Annotated in this window: 8 protein-coding genes, 11 pseudogenes and 1 other annotated feature; of the genes and pseudogenes, 9 read left to right on the top strand and 10 right to left on the bottom strand. The window is 57.5% G+C overall.

The features are described from left to right. The 6 genes and pseudogenes from ACTBDU_RS04325 to ACTBDU_RS04350 all read right to left on the bottom strand — a co-directional run. On the bottom strand, nucleotides 1-207 hold a 207-nt coding region (locus ACTBDU_RS04325; protein WP_438805675.1), incomplete at its 3' end, for a transposase. A 73-nt stretch (nucleotides 208-280) separates the two neighbouring features. Further along, a pseudogene (locus ACTBDU_RS04330) lies at nucleotides 281-449 on the bottom strand (tryptophan synthase subunit alpha); the annotation flags it as partial. Then, a pseudogene (trpB, locus tag ACTBDU_RS04335) lies at nucleotides 449-1619 on the bottom strand (tryptophan synthase subunit beta). The pseudogenes ACTBDU_RS04330 and trpB, both read right to left, overlap by 1 nt. 33 nt (nucleotides 1620-1652) lie before the next feature. Further along, nucleotides 1653-2912, bottom strand: a pseudogene (gene trpCF, locus ACTBDU_RS04340) (bifunctional indole-3-glycerol-phosphate synthase TrpC/phosphoribosylanthranilate isomerase TrpF). A 7-nt stretch (nucleotides 2913-2919) separates the two neighbouring features. After that, nucleotides 2920-4492 (bottom strand): annotated as a pseudogene (gene trpD, locus ACTBDU_RS04345) (bifunctional anthranilate synthase glutamate amidotransferase component TrpG/anthranilate phosphoribosyltransferase TrpD). Beyond that, nucleotides 4492-5981: pseudogene (locus ACTBDU_RS04350) on the bottom strand (anthranilate synthase component 1). The pseudogenes trpD and ACTBDU_RS04350 overlap by 1 nt, the downstream one beginning before the upstream one ends. Before the next feature lie 100 nt (nucleotides 5982-6081). Beyond that, nucleotides 6082-6187, bottom strand: a sequence feature (Trp leader region). 200 nt (nucleotides 6188-6387) lie between these two features. On the opposite strand from ACTBDU_RS04350, the pseudogene rnm reads away from it, so the two are divergent. The 3 genes and pseudogenes from rnm (at nucleotide 6388) to rluB (ending at nucleotide 9289) form a co-directional block, all read left to right on the top strand. Further along, nucleotides 6388-7293: pseudogene (gene rnm, locus ACTBDU_RS04355) on the top strand (RNase RNM). A 36-nt stretch (nucleotides 7294-7329) separates the two neighbouring features. Continuing rightward, nucleotides 7330-7949 (top strand): annotated as a pseudogene (locus tag ACTBDU_RS04360) (L-threonylcarbamoyladenylate synthase). A 446-nt stretch (nucleotides 7950-8395) separates the two neighbouring features. Then, nucleotides 8396-9289: a 23S rRNA pseudouridine(2605) synthase RluB gene (gene rluB, locus ACTBDU_RS04365; protein WP_438805676.1), complete on the top strand. Its 894-nt coding sequence runs from the start codon at nucleotides 8396-8398 to the stop codon at nucleotides 9287-9289. A gap of 226 nt (nucleotides 9290-9515) precedes the next feature. Here rluB and cobO read toward each other — a convergent pair. Both cobO and ACTBDU_RS04375 read right to left on the bottom strand, forming a co-directional pair. Next, nucleotides 9516-10097: pseudogene (gene cobO / locus ACTBDU_RS04370) on the bottom strand (cob(I)yrinic acid a,c-diamide adenosyltransferase). Between the two features lie 54 nt (nucleotides 10098-10151). Continuing rightward, nucleotides 10152-10916, bottom strand: a complete 765-nt coding sequence (locus ACTBDU_RS04375; protein WP_438805677.1) for a YciK family oxidoreductase — start codon at nucleotides 10914-10916, stop codon at nucleotides 10152-10154. A 356-nt stretch (nucleotides 10917-11272) separates the two neighbouring features. Here ACTBDU_RS04375 and sohB point away from each other — a divergent pair. Continuing rightward, nucleotides 11273-12309: pseudogene (gene sohB, locus ACTBDU_RS04380) on the top strand (protease SohB). Nucleotides 12310-12589: 280 nt separating this feature from the next. Here the strand turns inward: sohB and ACTBDU_RS04385 are convergent. After that, nucleotides 12590-12840: pseudogene (locus ACTBDU_RS04385) on the bottom strand (DUF2498 family protein). A gap of 419 nt (nucleotides 12841-13259) precedes the next feature. Here ACTBDU_RS04385 and topA point away from each other — a divergent pair. The 3 genes from topA to acnA all read left to right on the top strand — a co-directional run bounded on the left by topA (nucleotide 13260) and on the right by acnA (nucleotide 20172). Further along, complete coding sequence (gene topA / locus ACTBDU_RS04390; protein WP_438805678.1) at nucleotides 13260-15848, top strand: type I DNA topoisomerase; 2589 nt, start codon at nucleotides 13260-13262, stop codon at nucleotides 15846-15848. Nucleotides 15849-16044: 196 nt separating this feature from the next. Further along, nucleotides 16045-17019: an HTH-type transcriptional regulator CysB gene (cysB, locus tag ACTBDU_RS04395; protein WP_438805697.1), complete on the top strand. Its 975-nt coding sequence runs from the start codon at nucleotides 16045-16047 to the stop codon at nucleotides 17017-17019. Nucleotides 17020-17478: 459 nt separating this feature from the next. Beyond that, nucleotides 17479-20172, top strand: coding sequence for an aconitate hydratase AcnA (acnA, locus tag ACTBDU_RS04400; RefSeq protein ID WP_438805679.1), 2694 nt, complete (start codon nucleotides 17479-17481; stop codon nucleotides 20170-20172). A gap of 126 nt (nucleotides 20173-20298) precedes the next feature. Here acnA and ribA read toward each other — a convergent pair whose 3' ends face one another. Further along, nucleotides 20299-20898, bottom strand: coding sequence for a GTP cyclohydrolase II (gene ribA / locus ACTBDU_RS04405; RefSeq protein WP_438805680.1), 600 nt, complete (start codon nucleotides 20896-20898; stop codon nucleotides 20299-20301). 261 nt (nucleotides 20899-21159) lie between these two features. Here ribA and pgpB point away from each other — a divergent pair. Continuing rightward, nucleotides 21160-21916, top strand: a pseudogene (pgpB, locus tag ACTBDU_RS04410) (phosphatidylglycerophosphatase B). A gap of 250 nt (nucleotides 21917-22166) precedes the next feature. Beyond that, nucleotides 22167-22490, top strand: coding sequence for a LapA family protein (locus ACTBDU_RS04415; protein WP_438805681.1), 324 nt, complete (start codon nucleotides 22167-22169; stop codon nucleotides 22488-22490). Nucleotides 22491-22495 lie beyond the last annotated feature (5 nt).

Genomic DNA, 22495 nt, shown 5'->3' on the forward strand with positions numbered 1-22495 from the left:
CTCACGTATTTCGATTTGTTCCGGGGTTATGGGAGAGGCCTTTGGCGTTTTCCCCTGTCGCTTATCACGCAGTTGTTTTACCCATTTCGTCATCGTAGAAAGGCCGACGTCCATGGCTTTTGCTGCTGGCGCGACGGTGTAATTTTGGTCGACAACCAGTTGAGCGGATTCGCGTTTGAATTCAGGACTAAAATTTCTTTTTTTCATTGGAGCACCCGTGTTGTTCTGAGGTGAGCAGATCACCTCTGTTCAGGTGGCCAAATTCAGTGTGACACTACAGATCGGAGAACGGGATGCCCAGCTCCAGTGCATTGGCGCCGGCGTCAATCAGCGTATCGATGATGCGTAGCGAGAGCGTGGGGTTGGGATCACCAAGCGTCACAAAAAAACACAAATGCGCCTTCATGGCGCGCCGCGAGCTGGCTGAATAGTTGCTGATAGCGTTCCATTAAATGTCTCCTCGCGCCTTCAGAATATCATGAACGGTGAAAATATCTTTATCGCCGCGGCCGGACAGGTTGTCCACCAGGATCTGCTCCTTCTCCAGTTCCGCTTGTATCATTCTCAGCGCGTGGGCCAACGCATGGGACGATTCCAGCGCCGGAATAATGCCCTCATGGCGGGAAAAACGACGGAAGGCATCCAGGGTTTCTTCGTCGGTAGCCGATACGTATTCCGCCCGGCCTATGCTATTAAGGTAGGCATGCTGGGGACCCACCGAGGGAAAATCCAGGCCGGCCGATATGGAGTAGGATTCCTCAATCTGCCCTTCGGCGGATTGCATCATCGGCGACTTCATGCCGAAATAGATGCCGGTGCGGCCATGTTTCAACGACGCCACATGCTGCCCGGCTCTACACCTATCAGGCGAACCGCCGGTTCATCGATGAAATCGGCGAACATGCCGATGGCGGGGGGTGCCGCCGCCGACGCAAGTGATAACCGCATCCGGCAGACGCTGCTCGTTGCTCTTGCAGATGCGCACGCGTTTCCTCGCCGATCATACGCTGGAATTTGCGCACGATGGTCGGGAACGGATGCGGGCCTGCGGCGGTGCCGAGCATGTAGTGGGCGCGTTCATAGCTATCCGACCAGTCGCGCAACGCTTCGTTGCAGGCGTCTTTTAAGGTGGAGGACCCGCTGTGGACCGGAATGACCTCGGCTCCCATCAGCCACATGCGAAAAACATTGGGCGACTGGCGTTCGACGTCTTTGGCGCCCATATAAATACGGCATTTCAGCCCCAGCAGTGCGGAGGACAGGGCGGAGGCCACGCTGTGCTGACCGGCGCCGGTTTCGGCGATGATTTCAGTTTTGCCCATTCGTTTGGCCAGCAGCGCCTGCCCCAACACCTGATTGGTTTTATAGTCGCCGCCGTGCAGCAGGTCTTCGCGTTTGAGATAAAGTTTGGTCCGGATGCCGGCAGTCAGGTTGTGGCACAGCGTGAGCGGGGTCGGTCAGTCGGCGTAGTTTGTCAGCAAATTGCTGAATTCGGCCTGAAACGCCGGGTCGCTCTGGGCGCTGACGAACGTGTCTTCCAGCTGAATCAGCGCAGGCATCAGGATTTGCGGCACATACATGCCGCTAAACTCGCCAAAATAGGGATTAAGTCGTGTCATGCTTGATTATCTCTTACGGTGTCAGGCTGAAGGTTAATAGGCGCGCAGCGTTTGAAATACCGTAGCCAGTTTATGATGATCTTTAATACCCGGCGCGCTTTCCACGCTGGAGTTGAAGTCCAGTCCGGCGCAACCGAGACGGGCTGCCGCCACGCAGTTGTCCGCCGCCAGGCTGCCCGCCAGAATGACGTTATCCAGCGAGGCCCCGTTTAACAGCGACCAAGCGAAAGGTTTGCCGCTGCCGCCGCCGTTGTCCAGCACATAGCGATCGACCTGGGTCAGAATCGCCCGCCGACAGGGCCTGGCGCATATCCAGCGCCTTCCAGATGCGGCACTCGGGCGGCAGGGCGCAGCGCATCGATATAGATCTGATCTTCGTCGCCGTGCAGTTGAACTGCCGCCAGCGACAGCATGCTGGCGGTCGCAGCGACGTCTGCCACCGGCGCATCGCGAAACATGCCGACATAGCGCAACGCAGCGCCGGCCATCACGGTGCAGGCGGTGTCGATATCCACACACCGCGGGGAGCCGGGAACAAAAATCAGCCCGCCGTAAATCGCGCCCGCTTCCAGGGCAGCGCGCGCATCGACGGCGCGAGTAAGTCCGCACACTTTGTTCTCGCCCACCAGGACCCGACGCACCGCCATCGTCAGATCGGGTTCAGACATTAGCGCGCTGCCGATCAGGAAGCCATTGGCGTAGTGGCTGAGCTCGTGCACCTGGCGATAGTGGTTGATACCGGATTCGCTGATGATCGTCACGCGCGCCGGCAGCCGCGGACCGAGCGTGCGGGTGCGGTTCAAATCAATCGACAGATCGCGCAGATCGCGGTTGTTGATGCCCACGACTTTTACGCCCAGCGCAATGGCGCGCGCGCCCTCTTCATCGCTGATGACTTCGCTCAACACACCCATATTCAGGCTGTGGGCCACACCGCCGCCGACGCGCGGTAAGTTTCGTCGTCGAGGACGGACAACATCAGTAGAACTGCGTCCGCCTGATGCAGGCGCGCGAAGTAAATCTGCCAGGGGTCGACAATAAAATCTTTGCATAATGCCGGTAAACGTCCGCGATGGTGACCGGGTCAAAATCGTCGCGAATAAGGCCTTTGGACGGCGATGCCTTTTTGCACTCCAGTATAAATGCCGTGCGGGTACCGGACAGCGCGTGATAAAAACTCCGTGTGCTGGGCGCAACCTGATGGCGGAAACCGTCCAACGGCTTCAGCCGTTGCTGCTCGGCAACCCATTCATATTTATCTGCGACGATTTTCGCAAGTACCGTGTCCTGCATGACTTTCTTATCCTCTTGCTGCCAGTGCCATCACGCGCGCATAGAAGGCACCGCCGTGAATTTCCTCCAGCGCCTGATGGGTGTTGTCACGGAGATTTTCCTGCCCGAACAATTTGAGCAGCAGGGCCAGGTTGGCGGCGACGGCGGATTCATGCGCGGGTTCACCTTTACCTTGTAACAAACGCGCCAAAATGTCATGGTTTTCTTCCGGCGATCCCCCCCCCGCAGCGCCTCTGCTGAGTGGGCCGACAGGCCGAAATCCGCCGCATTCAGGGTGTAACTCTCAATCGTCCCCTCGCGCAGCTCTGCCACGTGCGTCGGCGCACGCAGGGCGACTTCATCCATGCCGCCGCCGTGTACCACCGCGGCGCGTTGATAGCCCAACACGCGCAGCGTCTCGGCAATTGGCAGCACCAGTTCCGGGCTGTAGACGCCAATCAGCGCCAGCGGCGGTCGGGCCGGGTTGATTAGCGGACCCAGTACATTAAACAGGGTACGAGTTTTCAACAGTTGCCGCACCGGCATCGCGTGGTGAAAGCCGGAGTGGTACTGCGGGGCGAACAGGAAGCACATGCCCAGTTCATCCAACGCCTGACGCGACAGCGCGGCCGGCATATCCAGCCGGATACCGAACGCTGCCAGGAGGTTCGACGAGCCTGAGCGGCTTGAAACGCTGCGGTTGCCGTGCTTAGCCACCCGGGCGCCGCAGCTGGCGGTAGAAATGTTGATGCTGTTGCCGCCGCCGGGGCCGACGATATCGGCAAAAGCATAATCAGGACGCGGAAACGGGCTGGCATCTGCCAACAGCGCGCTGGCGGCACCGGCGATTTCCTCGGGCTATTCGCCGCGCACCTTCATGCTGATAAGCGCGACCACCAGCCGTTCCGGAGCCAGTTGCCCTTGAATGATGGCCCCGAACAGCTGCTGGCTTTGTCCACGGCTGATACGCCCACCCTGATAGAGATGTTCCAGTATCGCTTGCATGAAAAAGTCCTTCTGATTACGCCAGTGCCCAGGCGAGCGTTTGGTTTAACAAATGTGCTCCCTGAGTGGTTAAAATGGATTCGGGGTGGAACTGAAAGCCGTAGATCCGATCGGCATCATTGCGTACCGCCATCACCATGTCGTTAAAGTAAGTGTTGACCGTAAGCGTTGCCGACACCTGACTCCCGACCAGCGAATGATAGCGCGCCACCGGCAGCGGGTTCAGCAGGCCGGCGAACATGCCCTGGTTATCGTGGCGGATGGGCGAGGCCTTACCGTGCAAAATCTCGCCCGCCTGGCCGACGTGGCCGCCGTAAGCTTCCACAATCGCCTGATGGCCCAGGCAGATGCCGATGATGGGTAACCGGCCGCGCAGCGTCGTGAACAATGCTGGCATGCCGCCCGCCTAGGCCGGCGCACCGGGGCCTGGCGAGAGCATCAGGATCGGGTTTTCCATTTCGGACAGCGTCCGCGTGATGAGTGCGGCCGGTAGCCGGTTGCGCTAAATCACTACCCGGTGGCCGTTGGCGCGCAGCTGATCCACCAGGTTATAGGTGAAAAGAGTCGATATTATCAAGTAACAAGATGTCGGCCATTAGAACAGCTCCTTTGCGTCGTGGGCGGTAGCAATGGCGCGCAAAACGGCACGCGCTTTGTTGCGGCTTTCGTCGGCTTCCGCCTGTGGAACGGAATCCAGTACCACGCCTGCGCCGGCCTGCAGCGTGGCGATGCCGTCTTCGACGTAGGCGGAACGGATGACAATGCAGGTATCGAGCGCGCCGGCGGCGGTAAAATAGCCAATCGCGCCGCCGTAGCTGCCTCGGCGATAAGCTGCATGGCGCGGACTTTCGGCGCCCCGCTCAAGGTGCCCATATTCATGCAGGCGCGGTAGGCGTGCAGTACGTCAAGATCGTCGCGCCGATGGCCGACGACCCGCGATACCAAATGCATCACGAAGGAGTAACGATCGACTTTGGTCAGATCGGCTACATAACGGGTGCCCGGCTCGCAGATACGCGCCAGATCATTGCGCGCCAAATCCACCAGCATTAAGTGTTCGGCCAGTTCTTTATGATCGGCGCGCATTTCCAACTCAATGCGGCTGTCGAGATCGGCATCCAGCGCGCCGTCGGCGCTCCGGCCGCGCGGCCGGGTGCCGGCGATAGGGTAGATTTCAATCTGTCCGGTCTCAGGGGGGTATTTCAGCGAGCTTTCCGGCGAGGCGCCAAACAGGAGGAACTCATTATCCTGCATAAAAAACATATACGGACTGGGATTGCTTTTCTTCAACGTGGTAGGCGGCGAGCTCCGAAGGACAGGGGAGTGAGAAGCGCCGCGAAGGCACGACCTGGAAAATTTCTCCTTCGCGGATCGCCTGCTGCATCCAGCGCACGACCTGGCCATACTCTTCGTCGCTTTGGCTGCAGGTCAATGTCATGGTGTCGATGATTTGATGCGGAATGGGCTCCGGCGCTTGGATGAGCTGATGCTGCAACTGCTCAAGGCGGTGCTGCAACCGCTGCTTTTCCGACGGACTGGGGCTGAACAGGCTGCATTGCAGTTCGCAGGTTTGTTGCTGATGATCGAGGATCAGCAGCGCTTCCGCCAGATAGAAGCAGTAATCGGGGCAGCGTTGTCCCGGACGCAGCAGCGGCAGAGATTCAAAGCCCGCGACGAGATCAGATCATAGGCGAACAGTCCGCCGACAAACATTGCTTTCGGCGCGTCCAGCGGCTGGCCGACCAGCGTCAGGAGCAGAGGAGCAGGCGCTGGCAATCGAATACCGACAGTGAGCGCAGGCGGGCATCTTCATCCACGTCCTGTACCGACGGCGGGAAAGTTAATTCGCGGCCGTAGGGATGGGCGACGATCGTGACCTCTTCGGGTAAGGCGGCATCCAATAGCGCCAACGGCGCTGCACTGTTGGCGCTCAGCCCCTGTATGTAGCGTGACGGTCTGGCCAAGAGCGGTGATACGCAGCGCGCTATCCACCACCATCATGCTTTCCAGATCATGCTTCTTATCGATCTCGGCCGATTCCAGCAATAGCGTCGCGGACCGCGCGACGCACAACTGATTGAACATGGCCGTCGGATCGGGGCGGTAAGAGGCCTGCGCGTGCAGCAATTCTATCTGGTACTGACTTGGTTAGTATTGGCATTATCTGTTTTCCTGATTATCGCCCATAAAAAAACCCGCTAACGCAGCGGGCTATTTGGGATCGTGCTCTGTCTGATGACAGCGACTTATGATTTCACCACCCCCTAAAGGGAGGTGCGCCACCAGTGAAGCATTACGCTTGAAAAGGTCATTATTTTGCGCGTCTCGAAGGTTGTTGTTGAACAACGTACTAATAAACTATTTCAAAGATAAAAAGTCAACCACAATGGATGAACTCACGAAAATAAATCCACTAGTTCGATTCAGCTCTGTTTATCGTTATCATGGAGGGCAATGAACACCACGGGGAGATCCCTTGACGGCACAACCGATGACGACAGCCTTACGCGTTATTTATGACCTGCACAGCCATACCACCGCCTCCGATGGCCTGCTCACGCCGCGGGAACTGGTGGTGCGCACCCATGGGATGGGCCTCGATGTGCTGGCGATAACGGATCATGATACCGTCGAGGGTATTGCCCCCGACGAGGAGGCCATTGCCGCGCTCAATTTGCCGCTCAACCTGGTGGCGGGGGTGGAAATCTCCACCCTTTGGCAGCATCACGAAATCCATATCGTTGGATTGAACGTTGCGCCGCCTCCCCCGGCGCTGACGGCATTGCTGGCGTCGCAGCGTCTGCAGCGCCTGGCGCGCGCGCCTGCCATTGCAGAGCGGCTGGTCAAGTCGGGCATCCACGACCCCTCGCACGGAGCCCGGCAGTTGGCGCAAAACGATCTGGTGACCCGCGGCCATTTTGCGCGCTATCTGGTCAGCCTTGGCGTGGCCACTAACGTCGCCAACGTCTTTAAAAAATATCTGTCGCGGGGGAAAACCGGCTATGTCCCGCCACAGTGGTGTACAATAGAAGATGCGATTGAAACGATCCACCTGGCAGGGGGAGAGGCGGTAGTGGCCCACCCCGGGCGTTATCATCTGTCGGCCAAGTGGTTGAAACAGCCGCCGGCGCATTTTACCGCCGCCGGCGGCGATGCCATGGAAGTCGCGCAGGGCCAGCAGTCTCCGCAAGAGAGGAGTCAGCTTGCGGCCTATGCCCGTGATTATCGACTTCTCGCTTCACAAGGGTCCGATTTTCATCGACCCTGCGCCTAGATTGAGCTGGGGCGCAAATTGTGGCTGCCGGGAGGCATTGAGCCGGTATGGCGTGACTGGCCGGTGTTACCCCCTGCGCCAAACCTCCCGGCGCCGCAGAGGGATAAACCAGGCTGCCCGTGAGCTCTGCCGGGCGCCCTAATAAGGAGTGTTTGATTAATAAGTCAGCTCTTTACCCTTTACCCGGATAATCCGCAGCTGCGTCTGGTGAGCCAGGCGGTGAATCTGCTACGCAAAGGCGCGGTCATTGTCTATCCAACCGACTCTGGCTATGTCTTGGGCTGCCAGCTTGAAGACAAAACGGCCATGGAGCACATTTGCCGCATACGTCAGTTGGACGGTCATAATAATTTTACCCTGGTATGCCGCGATCTTTCTGAATTATTCACCTATGCGCAGGTGGACAACCAGGCGTTCAGACTGATGAAAAATAACACCCCGGTAAATACACCTTTATCCTTAAGGCTACCAAGGAAGTGCCGCGCCGGCTTATGAGCGACAAGCGTAAAACCATCGGCCGGCGCGTGCCGTCGAATCCTATCGCGCTCGCACTACTTGAGGTCTTGGATGAACCGATGATGTCCACGACCTTGATGCTGCCGGGCAATGATTTTGCCGAATCCGACCCGGAATCCATTCGTGATCACCTGGGTAAACACGTCGATCTGGTTATCCACGGCGGCTTTCTCGGTCAGCAACCCATGACGTTCATCGATTTGACCGATCCGACGCTGCGGGTGGTGCGCCAGGGGGTTGGCGATATCTCACCGTTTCTGTGAGCCACGCGCCACCCGGCGGGGTGTAACTGAACCGACGCGGTAGTCTGGCGGCATGCCGGTGAGCGTGAGCACAGAGACTTGATCCGCGGTGGCGGCTAAAGCCTGTCGCACCAGAGCGGCCATGCGCCTGCATTGCATCAAGGCAGTGCGGTGATAGCCTAATCCGCACTGCCGGTTTGCCAAGGTGCAGCAAATGGGCCGGATCGGCGCTTGCCGTCCGGGGATCGCCGGCGCTCCAGGTTACGCCGCTCATCTTAAGAGCGCCTGCCGACAGCAGGATTGAGCTGTGCCGTTTGTTCGCCATCATGCTGCCCCAGCGGGGGTAGAATAAAGATTACAGGGGAAGGATAAATCTGTATAATAACGCAAGCGTTTCAGTTAACATTTTGATTTTAATGTATTTTTAATCCATTCGACGCCTGTGAAGGCGACATGTGAGATTCGCCATGAGCGAAAGCGAAAAACTGCAAAAAGTCCTGGCCCGCGCCGGTCAGGGTTCCCGCCGCAAAATCGAAGCCGTAATCGAACAGGGCCGCGTCAGCGTTGACGGCAAAGTCGCCACCCTCGGGGATCGCGTTGACGTCACCAGCACCACCAAAATCCGTATTGATGGGCGCATCATCGTCATCAAACCGGTGGAAGATGCCGTATGCCGCGTGCTGGCCTATTACAAGCCGGAAGGCGAACTGTGTACGCGCCTTGATCCGGACGGTCGGCCAACGGTGTTCGATCGCCTTCCGCGTCTTAATAATGCCCGCTGGGTGGCCGCCGGACGACTGGACATCAATACCTCGGGACTGTTGTTATTCACCACCGACGGGGAACTGGCCAATCGTCTGATGCATCCAAGCTGTGAAATCGAGCGTGAATATGCCGTGCGCGTTTTTGGCGAAGTGGATGAGGATAAGCAGCGTCAGTTGACCCGCGGCCTGCAGCTAGATGATGGCCCAGCGGCTTTCCGCAGTTTGACGTTCCAGGGCGGCGAAGGTCTCAACCAGTGGTACAATGTGACCTTGACGGAAGGGCGCAATCGCGAGGTGCGGCGCCTATGGGAGGCGGTTGGGGTGCAGGTCAGCCGGCTTATCCGTGTGCGCTACGGCGACGTTACGCTGCCGAAAGGGCTGCCGCGCGGCGGCTGGACCGAACTGCCGCTTGAGCAGACCAACTACTTGCGCGAAAAAGTGCAGTTGCCGCTTGAATCGGTCACCAAACTGCCGGTCGAGCGCGATCGCCGCCGCCTGAAAGCAACGCAAATTCGCCGTGCGGTGAAGCGCAACAGCCAGAGAGTGCCATCGCGACGCGTTGGCCAAAGCAGCAAACGTAATAACGGTGTCGGTTAACGGCGCCCGCGCCCCGGCTGAGGCGAGCGCCAGAACCTGTGTTCGCCTTAAGGCCGGGACCCATCGCCGCATGACCAATGCGCTTGAGCATTTCTCCCGGTTATAACGCCCAAGAAGTGCGGGTGGGCAACCTACGCCGGGGTCGCGTCTTAGCGATCGTGTCACGTGGCGTCGTCAGTGCGGTTTCGGCGCCTGACTTAAAAAAACGCCTGCCTACGTGACAGTGTCACCAATCAATTCCCTGCTGCGCCATGATGCCGCCGTCGAAAGCGTGTTTCATCGGACGCATCTCGCTGACCGTATCCGCCATCACCAGCAATGCTCGGTGGCAGCCCCGTCCGGTGATGATGACGCTTTGGCGCGCGGCAAGGGCTGCGATAACCTCTTCGCGATCCAGATAGTCATAGCTGATCATATAGGTCAGCTCATCACGCAGCACAATATCCAGCGTATCGTCTGCCAACATGCGCTGGGCATGGCGGCAGGTCGCTTGCGCGGCGGCGCGGTCGAACTCGTGATTCTGCGTCTCCCAGGTAAAACCGGTGGCCATCACTTAAAACTCGACGCCGTGCGGCTCCAAAAGCTGCCGTTCGCCGTTGGGCCACTGCCCCTTGATAAATTCCACCACCGCGGCGCGAAGTCCGTGGCCAACGGTACGAGTAAGGGTCCCGAAACCGGCGGTGGTTTTGCCTTTGCCATTGCCGGTAAAAATCATCAGGATCCCACGCCGTTCAGTGGCGGCGCTGATGCGGGCGTCGACCTGCTCTTTTAACCGTTGTTGCCGCTGTTGGTGGCGTTTGCCGTCCATATAAGCGCTTTCTCACAAAGGCCGCACAGCAGCGCGGACGGCCATGCACGGGTATCAGGTGGCTGGACCGGGTTTGCGATCGGGCTGCGCGTCAAAGCTGATGCCGGTTTTACCCCGGCTATCGTCACCCATCAAATAAAGATAGATGGGCATGATATCCGCCGGGGTTTTCAGCCGATCGGCCTCTTCCGCAGGGTAAGCGCTGGCGCGCATGCCGGTGCGGGTGCCGCCGGGGTTGATGCAGTTAACCCGCAGCAGCGTGGATGCGGGATACTCGTCCGCCAGCACCTGCATCATCCCTTCGGTGGCAAACTTGGACACTGAATAAGCCCCCCAGTTTGCGCGTCCTTGGCGGCCCACGCTGGAGGTGCTGAAAATCAGCGACGATCCGCTGGCTTTTAGCAGCAGCGGCAGCAACGCCTGCGTCAGCATGAAGGTGCCATTAATATTCACCGCCATGACTTCCGACCAGCGCGCGGGCGTCTGCTCGGTCATGGGCGCGATTTCCCCCAATAAGCCAGCGTTATTCAGCAAACCGTCCAGGTGGGGAAGGTCATGGGACAGGCGCTGGGCCAGCGACTGATAGGGTTGAGGATCGGGACAGGCCAAATCCAGCACCAGCACGCGCGCCTCAGGGCCGCCGGCCTCGGCGATGGCCTGCTTTACCGCGTTGAGTTTATGTTCCGTTCTGCCGAGCAACAGTACCGACGCACCGTGGCGGGCATAGGTCAGGGCCGCTTCACGGCCAATGCCGTCACCGGCGCCGGTCACCAGAATGTGTTTTTGATCCAATAAATTACGTTTGGGCTGATAATACACGCCGCACTCCTCTGCTGTGAACTTTGCCACCAATCGTTAATTATCGCCGCCCGTATGGACAGATTTGTTTCTTTTTATGCCTGATCCAGCAGGGTATTTCAATCGCCGGCATTCCGACCCCTGTGCGTCACGCTCGCAAGAAAGCGGCGCGCACGCGCGCCCTGCGCGGTGCTCGGCGACCGGTTGCCCGGCGATAAGGGTTGCGAGCCCTGGTCTGACGCAGGCCGGCACACTTCGCCTTAGACGGGAAGCGAGCCTCTCCCCCTGGCGGCATTATTCTGATTTTTCAGGCGACGCGGCGCAGACCCTTGGCTAGAATAGTTGGCAACTGTACTCATAATTAGCAAGGCGGTTTTGTGGAATATTTTGTGTTGTACGGACTTTTTCTGGCCAAAACCCTCACCGTAGTACTGGCGATCGGCGCGCTATTATTAGTGGTGTTTGGTTTACGCCTGCGGACGCGTTAGCGTAAAGGACAGATCCAAATCGAGGATTTGGGCAAGGACTACCGCGAGAGACAGCGGGAGATGCAACTGGCAAGGCTAAGCGAAGCCGAGAAGGGCGTTTGGCACAAACGGCACAAACGGCACAAACGGCACAAACGGCACAAACGGCACAAAAAGTAGGATAACGTCGAAGCCAAACAGGCCAAACTTCTGGCGATGCGGGGGAATAACGCTGGGGCCCGTTCTTGCCTGTACGTGCTGGACTTTACCGGTAGTATGGACGCGGGAGAGGTGAGCTCGCTGCGCGAGGAAATTACCGCCGTGTTGTCGGTGGCCAAGTCGGGAGATGAAGTATTGCTGCGGCTCGAAAGCCCCGGCGGCGTGGTGCACGGCTATGGCTCTGGCGGCGTCAGAGCTGCAGCGGCTGCGGGGAAAAGGCATCCCGCTCACCGTCGCGGTAGATAAGGTCGCCGACCCCTTTGCTATTATCGGCTTCATAGCCGTGGTCGCGCAGATCCCTAACTTTCAGCGCCTGTTGAAACGTAACAATATTAATATGGAGCTGCACACCGCCGGCGCTTATAAACGGACGCTGACGCTGTTTGGCGAAAATTCCCCCGCCGGGCGCGAGAAGTTCCAGCAGGAGTTGAATAAGACACACCAACTGTTCAAGTCCTTTGTCCAGCGTATGCGCCCTACGCTTGATGTCGACGCCGTCGCTACCGGCGAGCATTGGTATGGCGAGCAGGCGCAACATTTGGGACTGGTGGACGCTATCGGCACCAGCGACGATTTGCCAATTGGACAATTGGCGCGGCATGAGGTAATCAGCGTACGCTTTAGCCGGCCGAAACGCTGGATGAGTCCGCTTTACCGATAGGGCCGCGTTAAGCCTGAAGCAGCGGCTTCTGCGCGCGCTGCCAGGAGCGCAGAAGCCGCTGCTGTAACGGACAATCGGGCGTCAGCTGCCGCAAAACGGTGGTGGGCTCGCCGCCGCTTAGAGGGCGCAAAGCCGTTACTCTCGCGGTGCGGGAACAGCAAGCGCTACCAGCAGCTTGCCCTAACGGAGCCGCGGGGCCGTGATGACCGTAGTCTTTATGTGATCATCGGGACATAAGTTATTGCCGGGAAGACGAGAATTTTTGAGTCACGTTTCAGACCCTTTCACACCGAAAAGCGAGTGGCGCCGCTCGTAGCACGACGGCGGAGTTGACCCGGCGCGCTAGATCAATCTGCCAAATGATATTTTTCCAACAGGACATGGGCAATATGCTTAAACATATTAAAGACGACGGTCGTCTTTGGCGTGGGTATTTCTTGCTCATCAAGAAAAAACTCACCACGAAAATTAGCACCGGTCCTTTCTATTCAACCTCGGTGGCCAGCATTCCCTGCATATAGTCTTCGTGCTAGCGAATTATTCGGTTCGCTTCTTCTAACAGACTTTTTATGTCTATGACGATGGTGAAGTTGTGCATATTTGTCACTCCTGTGTTAACGCGTGCCCTATTGTAATACCCGGTTGTGTTTGTCGGCAAACCGACTAAGGTTTATTCGTTTAGATTGCGACTTTGCTAATTGAGTATCAGGTAAAACCATTTTTTCCCCGCTTATTGGTTGCACCCGTCTTTTTATCATGTACAGTGTGGCCCTCCGCGCATCGGGTGGTTATTTAGTTACCTATTAGCGGGAAAATAAGCAGCGATTGCCTGCGATTATTATAAAAATAAGCGGATTAACAAGAAGTTGACCGAATGTTCTCCCGTTTGGGAAGTGCGACAAAAAACAGGTTGATTTTTGGCGTCGCTGCCGCAATATAAAAAAAGAGGTATGCCCAGCCAAGGTCTGGCGCTAAAAACTTCTTATTGCAGAAGACATCACTCAGGTAAAGGTAAAAATGGGTAAAGCTCTCGTTATCGTTGAATCGCCAGCCAAAGCTAAAACGATTAATAAATATTTAGGCAACGATTACGTGGTTAAGTCCAGCGTTGGTCACATCCGCGATTTGCCGACCAGCGGTTCAGCGAGTCAAAAGAGCACCGACGTCAGTAAAAAGAAAAAAGGCAAACCGGACCCGCAACTCGCCTTGGTCAACCGGATGGGCGTCGATCCTTACCATGGCTGGAAAGCCCGGTACGAGATTTTGCCCGGTAAAGAGAACGTGGTGACCGAGCTGAAAGCGCTGGCGGAAAAAGCCGATCACATCTACCTCGCAACCGACCTTGACCGCGAAGGGGAGGCTATCGCCTGGCATCTGCGCGAAGTCATCGGCGGTGATGATAAACGTTTCAGCCGCGTTGTGTTCAACGAAATCACCCACAACGCCATTACCCAGGCTTTTAAGCAGCCAGGCGAGCTGAATATTGATCGGGTCAATGCCCAGCAGGCGCGGCGTTTCATGGATCGCGTCGTAGGCTATATGGTATCGCCGCTGCTGTGGAAAAAAATTGCCCGTGGTCTGTCGGCTGGACGAGTCCAGTCGGTCGCGGTCCGCCTGGTTGTGGAACGCGAGCGGGAAATCAAAGCGTTTGTCCCCGAAGAGTATTGGGAACTGCATGCCGACCTGCAAACGGCGCAGGCAGCGCCGCTGGCGATGCAGGTGACGCATCAACAGGAGAAACCTTTCAAGCCCGTGAATCAGAAGCAAATCCAGGCGGCGCTAGACGGGCTGGAAAATGCGGATTACGTGGTCAGCGATCGTGACGATAAACCGACCAGCAGCAAGCCGGGTGCACCGTTCAGCACATCGACGCTGCAACAGGCGGCCAGCACCCGCCTGGGCTATGGCGTAAAGAAAACCATGACGCTGGCGCAGCGCTTATATGAAGCCGGACATATCACCTATATGCGTACCGACTCCACCAACTTGAGTCAGGACGCGCTTAATATGGCGCGCGGCTACATCAACGCATCTTTCGGCAGTCCCTACTTGTCGAAGCAGGCCAATGAATACGCCAGTAAAAATAACGCCCAGGAAGCACATGAGGCGATCCGCCCCTCCGACGTTAACGCCCTGGCGGAACAACTGAAAGACATGGAAGCCGATGCGCAGAAACTCTACCAGCTGATATGGCGTCAGTTTGTCGCCTGTCAAATGACGCCTGCGCAATATGATTCCACCACGCTTACCGTTACCGCCGGCGAGTTTCAACTGCGCGCCCGCGGCTGCACGTTACGTTTTGACGGCTGGACCAAGGTCATGCCGGCGCTGCGCAAAGGCGACGAAAACCGGACCCTGCCGGCGGTAAAAGCAGGCCAGACGCTTACGCTTATCAAATTGCTGCCCAGTCAGCATTTCACCAAACCGCCTGCCCGCTACAGTGAAGCCTCGCTGGTGAAAGAGCTGGAAAAGCGCGGGATTGGCCGACCGTCGACCTATGTTTCCATCATCTCCACCATCCAGGATCGTGGCTATGTCCATGCGGAAAACCGCCGTTTTTATGCCGAAAAAATGGGGGAAATCGTCACCGATCGTCTGGAGGAAAACTTCCGCGAGCTGATGAATTACGATTTCACTGCCAAGATGGAGGATACCCTCGATCAGGTGGCCTCCAATCAGCAGGAGTGGAAGCGGGTGCTGGATGCCTTCTTCCAGGAATTCAGTCGGCAGTTGGAAAACGCCGAGAAAGATCCGGAAGACGGCGGCATGCGGCCCAATCAGACGGTGATGACCAGCATCGACTGCCCGGTCTGTGGCCGCAAGATGGGGATCCGTACCGCCAGCACCGGCGTGTTCCTCGGCTGTTCGGGCTATGCGCTGCCGCCGAAAGAACGCTGCAAAAATACCATCAATCTGATCCCGGAATCAGAGACCCTAAACGTGCTGGAGGGCGACGATGCGGAAACCAATGCCTTGCGCGCATGCTGGCGCTGCGGGAAATGTGGCACCGCCATGGACAGCTATGTTATCGACGGGCAGCGTAGACTCCACGTGTGCGGCAATAACCCGCTGTGCAACGGCTATGATATCGAGCAGGGCGAGTTTCGCATCAAGGGCTATGACGGTCCGGTCGTGGAGTGTGAGAAATGCGGTGCCTATATGCACCTGAAACTGGGGCGTTTTGGCAAATACATGGCCTGCACCAACGACGACTGCAAGAACACTCGCAAAATCCTGCGCAATGGCGATGTGGCGCCTCCGAAGGAAGATCCGGTGCCGCTGCCCGAGCTGCCGTGCGAGAAGTCGGATGCTTACTTTGTCCTGCGCGACGGTGCGGCGGGCGTATTTCTGGCCGCCAATACCTTTCCGAAATCCCGCGAGACTCGCGCGCCACTGGTAGCCGAGTTGGCCCGCTTCCGCGATCGCCTACCGGAAAAGCTGCGCTATCTGGGCGACGCGCCCGTCGAGGATGACGAAGGCAACAGTACGTTAGTGCGCTTTAGCCGTAAAACGAAGCAACAATATGTCTCATCGGAAAAAGACGCCAAGGCCACCGGCTGGACCGCTTTCTACATCGATGGCGAATGGCAGGTGACAAAAAAGTAAAAGCCGCCAGCGTCCCAGAGCCAACCTCGCGATTGGCTTTTTTTAATTGATAATTAAGTGATATTAAGTGTTTTTTATGATTAAATAGTATTAGTCATAACCAACGCTTTTAAGCGCTTTCGCAGAACCTGGTTCGTCCCCGGGCCGGCGGCCTATAGCCGTGCGTCAGGTTCACGGTATTCGTCAGGACAAGCCAATGAAATTGCAGCAACTTCGTTATATTGTGGAAGTGGTCAACCACAACCTGAATGTCTCCTCCACCGCCGAGGGACTTTACACCTCTCAGCCCGGCATCAGTAAGCAGGTGCGGATGCTGGAGGATGAACTGGGTGTGCAGATTTTTGCCCGTAGCGGCAAGCATCTGACCCAGGTCACACCGGCGGGCCAGGAAATCATCCGCATCGCGCGCGAGGTGCTGTCCAAGGCCGATGCCATCAAGGCGGTCGCAGGGGAACATACTTATCCTGATAAAGGGTCGCTGTACGTGGCGACCACCCATACACAGGCGCGCTATGCGTTGCCGGAGGTGATTAAAGGGTTTATCACGCGCTATCCACGGGTTTCGCTGCATATGCATCAAGGCTCGCTTACCCAAATCGCCGAAGCGGTGTCAAAGGGGACAGCGGATTTCGCCATCGCAACCGAAGCTTTGCATCTGTATGACGATCTGGTGATGCTGCCCTGTTATCATTGGAACCAGGCCGTCGTGGTGTTGCCGGACCATCCGCTCGCCGACAAGACATCGCTGTTTATAGAGGAGTTGGCGGCGTTTCCGCTGGTGACGTATACCTTTGGTTTCACCGGCCGCTCCGAGCTGGATACCACCTTCCACCGCGCCGGCCTGACGCCGCGCATCGTGTTTACCGCCACTGATGCGGATGTCATAAAAACCTATGTGCGCATGGGGTTGGGGGTTGGCGTTATCGCCAACATGGCGGTAAATACCGAAGCGGATCCGGATTTGGTCAAAATCAACGCCGACGATCTGTTTGCCCAGAGCACCACTAAAATTGGGTTTCGTCGCAGCACCTTCCTGCGTAGCTATATGTATGATTTTATCCATCGCTTTGCCCAGCACCTGACCCGCGATGTGGTCGATATGGCGGTGGCGCTGCGCTCCAATGATGATATCGAAGCGATGTTCAAGGACATCAAGCTGCCCTTGAAGTAACCGCCCCCCGTAAGCGGCGTTTGCTTCGCAACACCCGGCGCTGGCCGCCGCGGCGCCGACTTGCCACTTTGGCGTGCAGCTAACACGCACTGACTACCTTGTTGGGGCTTATACCGGCGGCCGCGCATGATTCCATTCTCTTTGCCGCTACCGCGGCTGTAGCTTAACGTGGCGCTAAGGCAGTCGCTATCATGGCCTATCCTGGCCCCTGTCGCAGTCGCTATTGAGCAAATGGACGAGTCGACAACGCGGTTGCAGGTAATGACGGGCGCGGCCGCAATCAAGGACGGCGAGCGGACAGGCGCGTCCCAGGCCATGCCGCCGCTGTGTGCAGGGTTTTGCCAATCGCAGTAATAATTTGCCTATGTTATGAAAACGTTGCCGTTTGTTTGTACTATTTTAAATGATTACCTCAACCCGAATAGGGTTATGACAATAATGATTTTGTTTGGAGGAGTTATGTCGTTATCAATTAAAAAAGCAAGCAGGGATACGCTCACCGCACACCATAAAACCTATCATTTCTTCAGTCTGGCGCTGGCGGCAGAACATTTGGGGCCAGTTGATAGACTGCCCAAATCCATGAAAGTGCTGCTGGAAAATCTTCTGCGGCATCAAGATGACGTTATCGTCACCGAGGCGCACCTGCGCGACGTCGCGGGCTGGCTAAAAACCGCCCATGCGGAGGGGGAAATCGCCTATCGTCCCGCCCGGGTATTAATGCAGGACTTCACCGGGGTGCCGGCGGTAGTCGATTTGGCGGCCATGCGAGAGGCGGTGAAACGGTTGGGAGGGAATATCGATAAAGTGAATCCTCTCTCGCCGGTGGATCTGGTCATTGACCATTCGGTCACCGTGGACGCCTATGGTGATGAGGATGCGTATGCTGAAAACAACCATCTGGAAATGTCGCGCAATCGCGAACGTTACACTTTTCTGCGCTGGGGGCAAAACGCATTCAGCCGTTTCCGCGTGGTGCCGCCGGAAAACGGCATATGTCACCAGGTCAATCTAGAATACCTTGCCAAGACTGTCTGGCACGAAGAGCAGGGCGGACAAGAAATTGCCTATCCGGATACGCTGGTCGGCACCGACTCCCACACCACGATGGTCAACGGACTGGGGGTATTGGGCTGGGGCGTCGGCGGGATTGAAGCGGAGGCGGCCATGCTTGGCCAGCCGGTGTCGATGCTAATCCCGGACGTAGTAGGGTTTAAATTGACGGGTAAGCTTAACGAAGGCATCACCGCGACCGATTTGGTGCTGACCGTCACGCAAATGCTGCGGGCGCACGGCGTGGTCGGCAAGTTCGTCGAATTTTACGGCAACGGGCTGGATAAACTGCCGCTGGCGGACCGGGCGACGATTGCCAACATGGCGCCGGAATATGGCGCGACCTGCGGTTTTTTTCCGGTGGATGACATTACGCTCGACTATCTGCGGCTGACCGGACGCAGCGAGGAGCAGGTGGCGCTGGTTGAGGCCTACAGTAAACGTCAGGGGCTGTGGCGTCAGGCGGGCGACGAGCCGGTGTTTACCAGCACCCTGGAGCTTGATATGGAAAGCGTTGTGGCGAGCCTCGCCGGCCCGCGTCGCCCCCAGGATCGGATGGCGCTGCCGGCCGTGCCGGGGGCTTTTAAAGCCACTGATGAGCTGGCGTTAGGTAAACGCGCCGAACCGGTTGCGCAGCCGTTCGAGTTGGACGGTGAAACCTACCGGCTGGATCAGGGCGCGGTGGTTATCGCCGCCATTACTTCCTGCACCAATACGTCCAACGCCAACATTCTGATGGCCGCCGGGCTACTGGCACGTAACGCGGTCAATGAGGGTTTACGCACCAAACCCTGGGTAAAAACCTCGCTGGCGCCGGGCTCTAAAGTGGTGACCGATTACCTTGCCGCGGCTGGTTTAACGCCGTACCTCAACCAGTTGGGCTTCAATCTGGTGGGCTACGGCTGTACCACCTGTATCGGCAACTCCGGCCCGCTCAAACCCAGTATCGAGGCGGCCATCAAGGCCGGCGATCTCACCGTCGGCGCTGTCTTGTCCGGCAACCGCAATTTCGAGGGGCGCATCCATCCGCTGGTAAAAACCAACTGGCTGGCGTCGCCGCCGCTGGTCGTGGCCTATGCGCTGGCGGGCAATATGCTAATCAATGTCAGCGAGGATCCGCTGGGCAGCGGAACCGATGGCAAGCCGGTTTATCTGCGTGACATCTGGCCCACCTCGGAAGAAATTGCCGACGCGGTGGCGCTGGTCAATAGCGAAATGTTTCACAAAGAATACGGGGAAGTGTTCACCGGCAACCGCGATTGGCGTTCTATCGCGGTCAACCGCGACCCAACCTACCATTGGCAACCGGATTCGACCTATATCCGCCTGACGCCGTTTTTCAAGGATATGCTGCATCAACCGAAACCGGTGGAAAATATCCGCGGGGCGTGCACCCTGGCCATGCTGGGGGACTCGGTGACGACCGACCACATCTCGCCTGCGGGCAATATCAAGGTAGACAGCCCCGCGGGGCGTTATTTGCACCAGCACGGCGTGAGCACGGAAGATTTTAACTCCTACGGGTCACGGCGCGGCAATCACGAAGTGATGATGCGCGGCACCTTCGCCAATATCCGTATTCGTAATGAAATGGTACCCGATATCGAAGGGGGCTATACCCGCCATGTCCCTTCCGGTGAAGCGCTAGCAATTTACGACGCCGCCATGCGTTATGCCGCCCAGCAGGTGCCGTTGGCGATTATCGCCGGTAAAGAATACGGCTCCGGCTCCAGCCGCGATTGGGCGGCGAAGGGGCCGAGACTTTTGGGTATCCGGGTGGTGATTGCCGAGAGCTTTGAGCGCATCCATCGCTCCAATCTTATCGGCATGGGAATCCTGCCGCTGGAGTTCCCGCACGGCGAAACCCGCAAGACGTTAGGCTTAAGCGGCGACGAGACGATTGACATACCCGATCTCGCGGCGCTGAAACCCGGCTGCGACGTGCCGGTAACTTTTACCTGGCCCGACGGCCGCAGCCGCACTATCGATGCGCTGTGCCGTATCGATACAGGCAACGAGCTGACCTATTACCGTCACGACGGCATCTTGCACTATGTCATTCGCAATATGCTAAATGAACCGGTGGGGGATCCGGCCTGATGTTGGACACCGGGCCCGGTGATGCTCAAGGGTAACCCGGGCCGATGGATGGCTGAACCGATATAGGAAGACGACCCGTCGAAACGGGTGGGGCCGCGCAAGGGGTACGATGATCCGCACTGGCGCTTATTCGGCGGGGCTGTTAAGCAAATGCCCCATTTTGGCGGCCTTGGTATCCAGATAGCGGGCGTTTTTGGGGTTGCGGCCCACGATCAGCGGCACCCGCTCGCTGATATGGATGCCTGCCTCGGTCAAAATCTCGACCTTTTTGGGATTGTTGGTCAACAAACGTACCATTTCAACGCCCAGCAGTTTGAACATATCGGCGCACAGGGTGAAATCCCGCTCGTCGGCGGCAAAGCCCAACTGATGGTTGGCCTCGACCGTATCGGCGCCTTTGTCCTGCAGGGCGTAGGCGCGAATCTTGTTCAACAAGCCGATATTACGGCCTTCCTGACGATGGTAGAGCAAAATGCCGCGGCCTTCTTCGGCGATGTGGCTGAGCGCCACCTCCAGTTGGAAGCCGCAATCGCAGCGCAGGCTGAACAGAGCATCGCCGGTGAGGCATTCGGAATGGACACGCGCCAGCACCGGCGCCGGCCCGGTGATATCGCCGTACACCAGCGCCAGATGGTCGTGCCCGGTGGAGATTTCCTCGAAGCCCACCATCAGGAAATCACCCCAGGGTGTCGGCAGTTTGGCTTCTGCTACACGTTTAAGCTGCATGTTGCTCCCCAAAACCTAAGAATGACGCGCATCCTACTGCTTGGCGCGCCGTTTGACTAGCACCAGCGCAAAGAAGGAGCGCCGATCGAAATCCTCTGGATTCTATTTTGCCATAAATTTAGTCTATGACGGGATGTGTTGCGGTCAACTGGCGACAAAATACGCAACTAACACGCCTTTTGCCATTGTTTAAGGCACTTTTTGTTAAGCCTGCCTGCGTCCGTCGCGCACCTTGACGGCTATCCGGATAAAGAAAATTCAATGGTTAAAATTGCAAAACGCACCGATATGGGCGCGCTGCTGCTGATGGTCTTACCGTTACTGCTCTGGGCCAGCGGCTGGCAGTGGCAGCCGGAAAATAATCACCGCTGGCTAAAGGGGTGGTACTGGCTGACGCAAACCGTCACCTCACCGTGGAGCATCCTGACCAGCGCACTGTTGATAAGCTGGTTTCTCTGGTGCTTGCGTTATCGTCTCAAGCCGGCTCTAAGGCTGGCGGCGATATTAACCGCGACGTTACTTATCGGCCAAGGCATGAAATCGGTCATCAAAGAACGGGTGCAGGAACCCAGGCCCTACGTGGTGTGGCTGGTAAAGCATTATGCAATCGATGATAGGGCGTTTTACGCCATGCCGCGCAAAGCGCGCAGTGTGGCGGTGGCGCGGGAACTGAAAGAGCAGCAGGTGATTCCGCCCTGGCTGCAGAAGCATTGGCGGGCTGAAACCGGTTTTTCGTTTCCCTCTGGCCACACGATTTCCGCCGCCAGTTGGGCGTTACTGGCCGTGGGATTGCTCTGGCCGCGGTCGGCACAGGGTCTCCACCGTGGTGCTGATGCTTTGGGCCAGCGGCGTGATGGTCAGCCGCATGGCGCTCGGCATGCACTGGCCGCGAAATGTGGTCATGGGCGTTGCCGTCAGTTGGTTGGTGATAACCCTTGGGTGCTGGCTGGGGCAGCGCTGGATAGGTGCGCTGACGCCGACGCCGGAAGAAGCGCCGGATATCCGCTCGCGCGATTGAGGGGGCCAAGCTCCCTGCGTTTAACCGGCAAAGAGAAAAGCACCGCCAGCGGTTGGGTTTTCCCTGTGGCGGCCCTATAGTAATTATTTAGCGTGCGCAGGTATCGCCGCCGCGACGAAGCGCGCTGCCGGATGGCAGTATCGTTTATCGCAGGGGGAAATTTCCTTCATTACCGGGGAAATGGTAATTTGACCGTGTCAGACGAGCTAAGCGTCTGAACATACGACTAAGACGGCTTGCAGGAAATCATGTGAAATATGTTCTGATAATTTTGCTGGTGCTGGTGCTGGTGATTTTTATCATCACCGTTACCTTTGGCGCGCACAACGATCAGGTGGTAACCTTCAACTACCTTCTGGTGCAGAGTCAATTTCGTGTGTCGACCTTACTCACCTCATTGTTCGCCACCGGCTTCGTCATAGGCTGGGTTATCTGCGGCTTGTTCTGGCTGCGCACGCGCATGGCGCTGATGCGGGCCGAACGCAAGGTGAAACGCTTAGAACAACAGCTTGCGCCGCTGGAAAGGACGACCGCCGCGGCCGCCGGGGTACCTGCCGTTGCGCCTAAGGAATAACGTAT

The sequence above is a fragment of the Sodalis sp. (in: enterobacteria) genome, from assembly GCF_051710625.1.
Classification (GTDB): domain Bacteria; phylum Pseudomonadota; class Gammaproteobacteria; order Enterobacterales; family Enterobacteriaceae; genus JBPESN01.